The organism is Synechococcus sp. BA-120 BA3 (assembly GCF_034931285.1).
Lineage (GTDB): Bacteria > Cyanobacteriota > Cyanobacteriia > PCC-6307 > Cyanobiaceae > Cyanobium.
Genome location: NZ_JAYGHZ010000022.1, coordinates 1 through 10,854, shown reverse-complemented (window position 1 = coordinate 10,854; position 10,854 = coordinate 1). Strand labels below are relative to the sequence as shown.

Below are 10,854 nucleotides of genomic sequence, written 5' to 3'. Positions count from 1 at the left end.
TCCCGTTACCCCGGATGTAGTTCCAGTTGGCTCCCACCGTCCACGTGTGCAGCCTGCCGGTGGCGAGCTCCTTCCAAAGCACCCGGTTCTGATCAGGCGCAACGGTCTCGGCGGCGAGTATCTTCCAACCGGGAAACTGGGAAGCCCTGAGCTGGGAACCCTGAAATGTGATGGCGACAGTGACGCCGTTGATCTGAACGGAGACCCGATCGGTGGCGGGGTCGCGCAGCAGCCGGACGGTGCCGTTGGGATCGATCACCTGCAGGGTGCTGCTGGTGTCCGTGCCGCCGGTCGGTGGCGGCTGGCTGGTCAGCGGCGTGCCCGTGGCATCCACAAGGAACTGCTGCTGGAGCTGCAGACCCTCGGAGCTGGAAGGGCTGAAAATCCCGTTACCCCGGATGTAGTTCCAGTTGGCTCCCACCGTCCACGTGTGCAGCCTGCCGGTGGCGAGCTCCTTCCAAAGCACCCGGTTCTGATCAGGCGCAACGGTCTCGGCGGCGAGTATCTTCCATCCGGGAAACTGGGAAGCCCTGAGCTGGGAACCCTGAAATGTGATGGGGGTAGTGACGCCACCAGCCGATGTAGCAACAAATACCAGACCCGTCCCTGAATCGACCCAGAGCTGGATGTTTCCATTGGGGTCGAGAAGGGTGGTAGACATCGCCGCGCTCCGGATACCCAGACAATGTCAATGAGCATAGTCTGAGCAGGCTTTCACCATTCCCTCACGACTCTCTGGTCAAGTCGTTGCCCCGTCGCTCCAGCCGGGAGGTCATCGACAAGGGCGAACCATGCTTTGCACGATCACCACCGGAACGTAACCAGAAACAGATCACCGAAGAAACTTGACGTTCTTCAGCGACGTGCGAAGCCGATGCCACTAAGCGGCTGCTCCGATCCAGCCGGCGACGGGAAAGGCGTGTGTCAGCCAGCGATGGGGAGCGGGTCGGGCCGCCTGCCGCTGCGAGGTTCAGGCATGGCCCCGTCTCTAGGCCCGATCGACACACGAATGGTCTCCACGCAGGCGGCAGAGAGTCACTCCGTCCAGCCACGACAAGATGTGCGATTCCATGCCGTCCCCTCCGCACACCCCACCAGCTCAAATGAGCCTGAGGTTCTGGGTGATGCCCGCTCAGCTCACCGCCGTGGCCAGGGCCCGGCGCCCCTCCACCGGCGCCCGCAGCGCCTCATCCAGGGGAGCCACGCCGTACTCCCGCTCGAGCAGGTCCATCACGGTGCGGCCGAAGTCGGCCGGGTTGCGCTCGAAGGCCTCCAGGCAGATCCGGCCGAACACCCGACCCATCGGTTCCGGGTTCCAGAGCAGCTTGCGGGCCGTCCAGGGCATCAGGCTCATCGGGTCGTAGCCGGGCTTGAGCATCCCCTGGTCGAAGGCGTATTGCTCCAGATGGGTGTGGGGCTGGAGGCCGATGAAGAAGATCGCCGGCTCCACCAGCCGGGCACCGAAGATCCGCTCCAGTTCCCGGTGGTAAGCGATCGTCTGGCGGATGGTCTCGGGCCGTTCATCGATCACGTTGAACGAGTAGTTGACGGAGACATGCTCACGGAAACCGGCCGCCGCCAGCAGCCGGCAGTTCTCCAGCACCGTGCGCAGGTTGTAACCCATGCGCATCTTGCGCACGAGCTCCTGGGACCCTGAGGTGATGCCGATCTCGAAGTAGCTCATCCCCGTGGCCACCATCAGCTCGGCCAGCTCGGCATCGAGGTTGTCGGCGCGGATGTAGGCGGCCCAGCGGATGTCCGTGAGGCCCTCCGCCTGAATGGCCCGCAGCAGGTCCTTGGCGTCGTCGATGTAGCGCCGGGCCGGGATGAACTGGGCATCGGTGAACCAGAAGCCCCGCACGCCACGGTCGTAGAGCTGGCGCATCTCCCGCACCACCTCGGCGATGGGGTTGACGCGCACGGCCTTGCCCTCCACCACGGTGTAGACGCAATAGCAGCAGTTGTGGGGGCAGCCGCGCTTGGTCTGGACCCCGACGTAGAAGTCACCGCCGTCGAGGTACCAGTTCAGCTGGGGCCAGATGGCTTCGATGTAGGCGTAGTCGCAGGCGGTCTTCTCCAGGCCAGCCGGCTGCTCGTGGATCAGGCCCGGACGGGGTGCCTCACCGACCACATAGCAGCGCTCCCCCGCCAGCGAGTGGCCCCGGATCAGCTTCTCCAGCAACCCTTCCCCTTCCCCCACCGACACCACCGAGCCCGTTGGCAGGCCGCGGCCCAGCTGCTCGTAGAAGACGCTGACCGCCCCGCCGCCGATGACCACCCGGGCCCCGGGGTGGTGGCGGCGGGCGCGCCGCAGGCCCCGGCGCACCAGCCGCAGGTTGCGCCACAGCTCGCCGTAATAGGAACCCATCAGCCGCAGCCCGCCGATCGCCCCCCGCAGGCGCTTGAGGGGGTTGGCGGAATAGAAGACCTCGAAGGAGTTCTGCAGCGGGTTGCCGCCCCGGCCATCGACCGGGGCATAGATCTGGATGTCCCGCCAGGAGAACACCAGCAGGGTCGGCCGGAACTGGTCGACCACCTCCAGGAGCACGCGCTGCACATCGAGCAGGGGCACGGCCGCCAGGTCCAGGATCCGCTGGGGCAGGGCGGGAAAGCACTTGTGCAGGTGATCGGCCAGGTAGATCGGGCCGATCGGGAAGATCGGATTGCAGGGCAGCCGCACGAGCAGCACCCGTTGATCGCTCACGGCTGACGCGGCTCGAGGGGGTGCCCGGACGCTAACAAGCGCGCCCGGGCCGCCGGTGGGCGCCGGCCGTACCGGGGGCGGTCGGCCATGGAGGGGCGCAGGGGAGGGGACCGGCCGCGAACCAAAGCTTTTCTTCATGAAGGCGGCCCTCACACTCCGCAACACACTGTTACAGTGCTGCGGGGACGGGATTCCGCCCCCATCTCCTTCCACCGACCCGGCGCTTCCGCGCCGGTGCTCGGTGTCTTCCTTCTACGCACTCATGACCGCCACTCTCCAGCAGCGCTCCGGCGCTTCGGTGTGGAACCAGTTCTGTGAGTGGGTCACCTCCACCAACAACCGCCTCTACGTCGGTTGGTTCGGTGTGCTGATGATCCCCACCCTGCTGGCCGCCACCATCTGCTTCATCGTCGCCTTCATTGCGGCGCCCCCCGTCGACATCGACGGCATCCGTGAGCCCGTCGCCGGCTCCCTGATGTACGGCAACAACATCATCTCCGGCGCCGTTGTTCCCTCCAGCAACGCCATCGGCCTGCACTTCTACCCCATCTGGGAAGCCGCCAGCCTCGACGAGTGGCTTTACAACGGTGGCCCCTACCAGCTGGTGGTCTTCCACTTCCTGATCGGCGTCTTCGCCTACATGGGCCGCGAGTGGGAACTCTCCTACCGCCTCGGCATGCGCCCCTGGATCTGCGTCGCCTACTCCGCCCCTGTGGCGGCTGCCAGCGCCGTGTTCCTGATCTACCCCTTCGGTCAGGGTTCCTTCTCCGACGGCATGCCCCTCGGCATCAGCGGCACCTTCAACTACATGCTGGTGTTCCAGGCTGAGCACAACATCCTGATGCACCCCTTCCACATGCTGGGTGTGGCTGGTGTGTTCGGTGGCTCCCTGTTCTCCGCCATGCACGGTTCCCTGGTCACCTCCTCCCTGGTGCGTGAAACCACCGAGAGCGAGTCCCAGAACTACGGCTACAAGTTCGGCCAAGAGGAAGAGACCTACAACATCGTGGCTGCCCACGGTTACTTCGGTCGCCTGATCTTCCAATACGCCTCGTTCAACAACAGCCGCAGCCTTCACTTCTTCCTGGCGGCCTGGCCCGTGATCGGCATCTGGTTCACCGCCCTGGGCGTGAGCACGATGGCCTTCAACCTGAACGGCTTCAACTTCAACCAGTCCATCCTGGATGGTCAGGGCCGGGTGATCAACACCTGGGCCGACGTGCTCAACCGTGCCGGCCTCGGCATGGAAGTGATGCACGAGCGCAACGCACACAACTTCCCCCTCGACCTGGCCGCTGCCAGCGCCACCCCTGTGGCCCTGACCGCCCCGGCGATCGGCTGATCCAGCCCCTCCGGTTTTCCGGATCCGGCGAACCCCCTGCGCGAGCAGGGGGTTTTTTCATGGCGACGGGTTCCAGCTGGGTAGGCTCCCTGCTTCGGCAAGCCCGATGGGCAGGGCGGTGCGATGGGCAGCAGCTTCGGTGATCTCTTCCGGATCAGCACGTTCGGCGAATCCCACGGCGGTGGCGTCGGGGTGATCATCGACGGCTGTCCCCCCCGGCTGCCGCTGGATCTGGAGCAGATCCAGGCCGATCTCGACCGACGCCGACCCGGCCAGAGCCGCATCACCACCCCCCGCAAGGAGGAGGACCGGGTCGAGATCCTCAGTGGCCTGCTGGACGGGGTCACGCTCGGGACGCCGATCGCCATGGTGGTCCGCAACAGGGACCAACGCCCCGGCGACTACCAGGAGATGCAGGTGGCCTTCCGGCCCTCCCACGCCGACGCCACCTACCAGGCCAAGTACGGCATCCAGGCCCGCAGCGGCGGCGGCCGCGCCTCGGCCCGGGAAACGATCGGCCGGGTGGCCGCCGGGGCGGTGGCCAAGCAGCTGCTGGCCCGCACCCACGGCACCGAGGTGATCGCCTGGGTGCGCCGGATTCACACCATCGAGGCCCAGATCGATCCCGCCGGCGTGAGCCTGGAGGCGGTGGAGGCCAACATCGTGCGCTGTCCCGACGCCGCCACCGCCGAACGGATGATCGAGCGCATCGAGGCGATCGGGCGGGAGGGGGATTCCTGCGGCGGGGTGATCGAATGCCTGGTGCGGCGACCGCCGGTGGGTCTGGGCATGCCGGTGTTCGACAAGCTGGAGGCGGATCTGGCCAAGGCGCTGATGTCGCTGCCGGCCACCAAGGGGTTCGAGATCGGCTCCGGCTTCGGCGGCACCCTGCTGCGCGGCAGCGAACACAACGACGCCTTCCTGCCCAGCGACGACGGCCGCCTGCGGACCGCCACCAACAACTCGGGGGGCATCCAGGGGGGCATCAGCAACGGGGAGGAGATCCAGCTGCGGGTGGCCTTCAAACCCACGGCCACGATCCGCAAGGAGCAGCAGACCATCGATGCCTCCGGCGCCGCCACCACCCTGGCGGCGAAGGGACGCCACGACCCCTGCGTGCTGCCCCGGGCCGTGCCGATGGTGGAGGCGATGGTGGCCCTGGTGCTGGCCGATCACCTGCTGCGCCAGCAGGGCCAGTGCAGCCTCTGGTGATCTGCCCGCTGCCCGCGCTCAGGGCCGCTGCGGCAGGTCCGCCAGCACCTGCCGCAGGGGCTCCGGCCCCCGGGCCACCAGCGACGAGCCCAGGGCGACGGCATCGACCCCGGCCTCCAGCCAGGGACGGACATCGCCGGGCAGCAGACCGCCGGCGGCGATGCAGAAGGGGAGCGGTGGACCGAGGGGATCCCGCAGGCGCCGCCAGTGGCCGATGCCGACGCTGACGGCGGGGAACAGCTTGACGATCGGACAGCCCAGCAAGCGGGCCCGGTTCACCTCGGTGGGTGTCATCACCCCGGGGACCAGGGTGAAGCGGGCCATGGCCGCCGTCTCCAGCAGCTCCGCCTCCAGGACCGGGGAGACGCCATAGGAGAAGCCGGCCTCCAGGGCAGCGGCGAGGGCCGCGGGGCTGCAGATCGAGGCCGCCCCCAGAAGCAGATCGGGGAAGGCTTCGATCAGGCGCCGGCAGTCGGGGATCCAGGCCGGCGAGGTCCCCCAGGCGATCTCCACATGCCGCACCCCCAGGTCGGCCAGCTGGCGCAGCTGGGGCGCGAGCAGCGCCGGCTGCTCAGCACGAAGCACCACCAGCAGGGGCTGGTGGTGCAGGGACTGGATCAGGGACTCGCAGGGGTGCCTAGACGTAGGCGGCCACCGTCACATCGCGGGAGATGAGCAGCTCCTGGAGCTCCTCGGCATCCACCGTCTCCTTCTCGACCAGCAGTTCGGCCAGCTCATCGAGCACGGCCCGGTTGGCGAGCAGCACCTCGGTGGCGCGGCGGTAGGCGTCGGCCACCAGCTGGGACACCTCCTCGTCGATGGCGGCGGCGGTGTCCTCGGAGAAGTCGCGCTCGGCGGCGATGTCGCGGCCGAGGAACATGCCCCCCTGGGCCCGGCCCAGGGCGACAGGGCCGAGGCGGTCACTCATGCCGAAGCGGGTGACCATCTGGCGGGCGACGCGGGCCACTTGCTGCAGGTCGTTGGAGGCCCCGGTGGTGACTTCGTCCTCGCCGTAGACGATTTCCTCGGCGACCCGGCCACCGAGGGCGACGGCCATCTGGTTCTGCAGGTAGGAGCGGGAGTAGAGGCCCGACTCCATGCGTTCCTCACTGGGGGTGAAGAAGGTGAGGCCGCCGGCCTGGCCGCGGGGAATGATGCTGATCTTCTGGACGGGGTCGTAATCGGGCATCAGGGCGCCCACCAGGGCGTGGCCGGACTCGTGGTAAGCCACCAGACGCTTGCGGCGCTCGCTCATCACCCGGTCCTTCTTCTCCGGGCCGGCCATGACGCGCTCGATGGCGTCGTTGACCTCATCCATCGACACCTCGGCCAGCTGGCGCCGGGCGGCGAGAATGGCCGCCTCGTTGAGCAGGTTGGCCAGGTCGGCGCCGGTGAAGCCGGGGGTGCGGCGGGCCACCTTGTCGAGGTCGACGTCCTTGGCCAGGGTCTTGCCGCGGGCATGGACACCCAGGATCTGGAGGCGGCCGGCGTAGTCGGGACGGTCGACCACCACCTGGCGATCGAAACGGCCCGGCCGCATCAGGGCCGAATCCAGCACGTCGGGGCGGTTGGTGGCCGCGACGATGATGATGCCGGTGTTGCCCTCGAAGCCGTCCATCTCGGTGAGCAGCTGGTTGAGGGTCTGCTCCCGCTCGTCGTTGCCGCCGCCGAGGCCGGCGCCCCGCTGGCGGCCGACGGCGTCAATCTCATCGATGAAGACGATGCAGGGGGCGTTCTTCTTGGCCTGCTCGAACAGGTCGCGCACGCGGCTGGCGCCGACGCCCACGAACATCTCGACGAACTCGGAACCGGAGATCGAGAAGAACGGCACGCCCGCCTCACCGGCCACGGCCTTGGCCAGCAGGGTCTTGCCGGTGCCCGGAGGGCCCACCAGCAGCACGCCCTTGGGGATCTTGGCGCCGACGGCGGTGAAGCGATCGGGGTTCTTGAGGAAGTCGACCACCTCGGTGAGCTCGAGCTTGGCGCCCTCGATGCCAGCCACGTCGCCGAAGGTGACCTGGGTCTGGGGTTCCATCTGCACCCGGGCCTTGCTCTTACCGAAGTTCATGGCCGGATTGCCACCGCCGCCCTGGGCGCGCCGCAGCAGGAAGAAGAGGCCACCGAGCAGCAGCAGCGGGAAGATCAGGCTGCCGATCGCCTGCTGCCAGGCCGCCGGCTCCCGGTTGGGCTGCACGGCGATGTCGACGTTGTGGTCGGTGAGCAGCTTGAGCAGGTCCTTGTCGGGGGCCAGGTTCACCACGGCACGCTGGCCGTCGTTCTCCACCACCTGGGCGGTGCCGCGGTCGGGGGAGATCAGCACCCGGGAGACCTCATTGGCCTGGACGGCCTCGACGAAGTCGCTGTAGCGCAGGGTGCGGGGGGCGCGGGCCGGATCGGGCCGCTCCAGGAAGGCGGTGCCCACGGCGATCATCACGATCACCAGGAGCACGTAGAGCCCCGCGTTGCGCCAGCGTTTCTTCACGACCCTGTCTCCTGTGTGAGAGTTAAAGTAACAGAATGTTAATGGGCGTCCGCGGTCGGACGGGGCTCAGGCTGCGGCCCTGAGCACCTCCACCACGCTACGGAAGGCGAACCATTCCGGGATCTCCTCGCCGCCGCGCAGCATCTGGCGGAACTGGGTGCCGCTCAGCTTGCGGATGTGCAGCCCCCGGGCCTGGGCATGCTCGGCGGTGACGTAGCCCTCCTCCTCGGTGTAGACGAGGTTGAGGGAGGGCACCGTCTCCATGCCGAGTTCGGTGGCCTGGTCGCGGGCGAAGTCCTGGGCTTCGTAGGGGCCGTAGAAGTCCTCGCCGGTGAGGGACGATTTGCAGCCCGCCATGTCGCGGCCGATGATGAAGTGGGTGCATCCGTAGTTCTTGCGGATGATCATGTGCTGCAGGGCCTCCCGGGGGCCGGCCATGTGCATCGCGTAGGGCAGGTAGGCCCAGCGGATGCGGGGGTTGTCCACCTCGGCGGCCAGCCGTTCGTAGGTGGCGAAGCGCACCTCGCCGGCGATGTCGTCCTCCTGGGTGGGACCGCAGGTGGGGTGCACCAGCACCACGGCCCCCTTGCTGACGTTGGGGGCCTCGAGGGCACGGGTGAACAGCTCGTAGTGGGCCCGGTGGATGGGGTTGCGGCACTGGAAGGCCACCACGTCCTGGCCCGCCGGCAGGGTGGCGCGCACCTCCATCGGGGTGCTGCAGGGGAACACCCGCTGCGGCAGGGCCAGACCCTGGAGGCGACCGCCCAAGTAGTAACGGCCGCGCTCGGTGGCGATCATGCGCACCGCCGGGTGCTCCAGGGAGGTGGTGCCGTAGCAGCCCTTGGCCTCGACCACCTTGTCGGGTTCCCAGCGGCTCTCCACGGTGAGCACGGCCAGGTCCTGGCCCTGGTAGGTGAGCAGCAGCCGCTGGCCCACGGCGACGGCGGCATCGTCGGTGTCGAAGATGATCGGCAGGCCGAACAGCAGGCCGCTGGTGGTGCGGTGGCCCGCCACCACCGCGTCGTAGTCCTCCTGGTGCATGAAGCCGCGCAGGGGCGAGAAGCCGCCCACGATCAGCTGCTCCACGTCGCAGGCGTTGCGGTGGCTGCACTCCAGCACCTTGTCCACCGAGGCGCGCACACCCTCCTGCTGGTCGGGCGGCACCATCAGATCAACGAGGCTGCCGCCGTGGGGGGCGATCAGATCGGAACGGGCGGCGGTGTTGGCGAGCGTCATGGCGACGGGCCGGGGCTGCACAGGGAATAGGCCCATCCTCCCAGACCAACCTTCGGCCATGAAAAAGGGCGGCCATGAAAAAGGGGCCCGTGGGCCCCTGGGATCAACGGGTTGTGGTGAGGGGGCCTGGGGCGAAAGACGGCCCGGGCCTCAGACCTGCTCGAGACGGCCGTAGAGCTCGCCGGTGATCTTGACGTCGACGACGGCCTTGGTGCCCATGTCGGTGTCGGAGGGCTGGATGGCGGTGAACACCCCGGCGAATTCACCGGTGCTCGGGTCGACCTTGGTGATCGAGAGGTCCATGGTGCCGGAGCCATCCACGTAGCGCTTGACGGTTTCACCGGCGAACTCATCACCGGCGGGCACCAGACCCACGGCGCTGCTGTAGCCGGTGGTCAGGCCCCGGCCCTTGGGATCGAGGAAGTTGCTGGTGCGGTAGCTGGGGGCGCGGTACTCACCCTTGAGGTCGGTGCTGGTGGAGAAGGCGGTGCCGTCGGCGGTGGCCTTGAGCTCCTTGCTGGAGAACATGAAGGGCACTTCCTCACCGCCGGGCATCAGCACGGTGATCGGCTGGAAGTCGATGCCGCCCAGTTCCTTGAAGGTGAGCTTGTCACCGCTGACCTTGAGGTCGCCGTAGACCTGATCGAGGCTGGAGGTGTAGCGGGTGAGGATCTTGCCGGCGACGAACTGTGCTTCCTGGCGCTTGTTGGCGGGCTCCCCCTTCACGAAGACCTCGGAGGGGTGCATGCAGATCTCCTTGAGCTGGTAGGTCGCCGAGGGATCCAGGTTGATCGTGCCGCGGGCGGAATCGGGCAGGGTCGGGCAGTCATTCGCCAGACCGGTGTTGTGGATGTCCTCGTAGGTGAGGTTGGCCCGATCAACGGCCTTGGCCCCGCCGCTGCATGCGGACACCAGGGTCAGGCACAGAGCCAGCACGAGGGCCAGCAGGGGACGGAAACGCATGGGGAGAAGCCGCAGAGACGGAACAGGAACCGGGCTGGCCGGGATCCTACCGGTGCAAAACGCCCATTCCTGGTGGCTTGCATGGGCTCTCAACAACCTGTATGAGAGGGGGATGTCCCTGAGCCGCACCCACCCGATCGACGAATCCACGCCCTCCCCGCCGACGTCCGCACCCGCGCCCGACCCAGCCTTCGACCCAGCCGCCGACCCCGAACTGCAGCGGGCCCTCGACACCCTGCTGAGGATCGCCGAGCAGCGCGCCGAGCAGCCTGAAGCCCTGCTCGATCTGCTGCGCCGCATCGAGCACCTGCACCGCACCATCCAGGACGGCCCCTTCCGCAGCAGCCTCCCCGGCGATCGCAACGGCCTGTTCACCCTGCTCTCCGAGATGGAGAGCAGCGGCGGCTGGCCCTACATCCCCCGGCTGCAGCTGCGCACGTTCATGGATCTGCTGGCGCCCGAACCGGAGCCCTGAGGGCCGCCGCTTCGGCGAGGGCCGAGAGCAGCCGGTGGGCCAGGGCCAGCTTGTCCATGGGCTCAAGCCGGCGCTCCCCGGGTCCCGGACCGAGCAGCCAGCCTTCGTTGTCGGCCGCGCCGAACCCCGCTCCGGGCCTGTCGATGGGGTTGGCGAACAGCAGATCGCAGCCCTTGCGGGCGAACTTGGCCCGGGCCTCCTGGAGCACCTCGCCGCTCTGGGCAGCGAACCCCAGGATCGCCTGGGCCGGAGGCCGGCGCCGGACCAGCCCCGCCAGCAGGTCGGGCACGGGCTCCCAGCCCTCGGTGAGGGAGGCCTCGAGGGCCTCCTTGGGGAGCTTGCCCCGCTCCGGGCTGCGGCGGCGGTGGTCGGCGACGGCGGCGGCCATGGCGACGTCATCGGCGCCGTCCTGCAGGCGCAGCAGCGCCGCCTCCATCTCG

General features: G+C 68.2%; 10 protein-coding genes. 3 read left to right on the top strand and 7 right to left on the bottom strand.

The genetic code is table 11. The features are described 5' to 3' along the window. Together VB737_RS02130 and VB737_RS02125 are read right to left on the bottom strand one after the other, a co-directional pair. The coding region (locus VB737_RS02130) for a hypothetical protein (protein ID WP_500310734.1) at positions 1-661 on the bottom strand (661 nt) is incomplete at its 3' end. Positions 662-1,132: 471 nt separating this feature from the next. Next, the gene (locus VB737_RS02125) at positions 1,133-2,704 is read right to left on the bottom strand and encodes a photosystem II high light acclimation radical SAM protein (protein WP_500310732.1); all 1,572 of its coding nucleotides are present in this window, start codon (positions 2,702-2,704) and stop codon (positions 1,133-1,135) included. Positions 2,705-2,966: 262 nt separating this feature from the next. Between VB737_RS02125 and psbA the strand changes: the two genes are divergently transcribed. Next, on the top strand, positions 2,967-4,046 hold the full coding sequence (psbA, locus tag VB737_RS02120; protein ID WP_015109068.1) for a photosystem II q(b) protein: 1,080 nt from the start codon (positions 2,967-2,969) through the stop codon (positions 4,044-4,046). 123 nt (positions 4,047-4,169) lie between these two features. After that, on the top strand, positions 4,170-5,258 hold the full coding sequence (gene aroC / locus VB737_RS02115) for a chorismate synthase (RefSeq protein WP_500310729.1): 1,089 nt from the start codon (positions 4,170-4,172) through the stop codon (positions 5,256-5,258). Between the two features lie 18 nt (positions 5,259-5,276). On the opposite strand, the gene VB737_RS02110 is transcribed toward aroC, so the two are convergent. The 4 genes from VB737_RS02110 to psbO all read right to left on the bottom strand — a co-directional run bounded on the left by VB737_RS02110 (position 5,277) and on the right by psbO (position 9,939). Next, on the bottom strand, positions 5,277-5,876 hold the full coding sequence (locus VB737_RS02110) for a bifunctional 4-hydroxy-2-oxoglutarate aldolase/2-dehydro-3-deoxy-phosphogluconate aldolase (RefSeq protein WP_500310745.1): 600 nt from the start codon (positions 5,874-5,876) through the stop codon (positions 5,277-5,279). 19 nt (positions 5,877-5,895) lie between these two features. After that, complete coding sequence (gene ftsH3 / locus VB737_RS02105) at positions 5,896-7,740, bottom strand: ATP-dependent zinc metalloprotease FtsH3 (RefSeq protein ID WP_500310727.1); 1,845 nt, start codon at positions 7,738-7,740, stop codon at positions 5,896-5,898. Between the two features lie 66 nt (positions 7,741-7,806). After that, positions 7,807-8,976 carry a sulfate adenylyltransferase gene (sat, locus tag VB737_RS02100; RefSeq protein ID WP_500310725.1) on the bottom strand — a complete coding sequence of 390 codons (1,170 nt, stop codon included), beginning with the start codon at positions 8,974-8,976 and terminating at the stop codon, positions 7,807-7,809. Positions 8,977-9,126: 150 nt separating this feature from the next. Further along, entirely contained in the window at positions 9,127-9,939 is an 813-nt protein-coding gene (gene psbO, locus VB737_RS02095; protein ID WP_500310723.1) for a photosystem II manganese-stabilizing polypeptide, read from the bottom strand. Positions 9,940-10,051: 112 nt separating this feature from the next. Between psbO and VB737_RS02090 the strand changes: the two genes are divergently transcribed. Beyond that, positions 10,052-10,414 carry a hypothetical protein gene (locus VB737_RS02090; protein ID WP_500310722.1) on the top strand — a complete coding sequence of 121 codons (363 nt, stop codon included), beginning with the start codon at positions 10,052-10,054 and terminating at the stop codon, positions 10,412-10,414. Here the strand turns inward: VB737_RS02090 and VB737_RS02085 are convergent. Continuing rightward, a partial coding sequence (locus VB737_RS02085) for a phosphopantothenoylcysteine decarboxylase domain-containing protein (RefSeq protein ID WP_500310720.1) occupies positions 10,380-10,854 on the bottom strand: 475 nt, incomplete at its 5' end. The two genes, VB737_RS02090 and VB737_RS02085, sit on opposite strands and share 35 nt — an antisense overlap.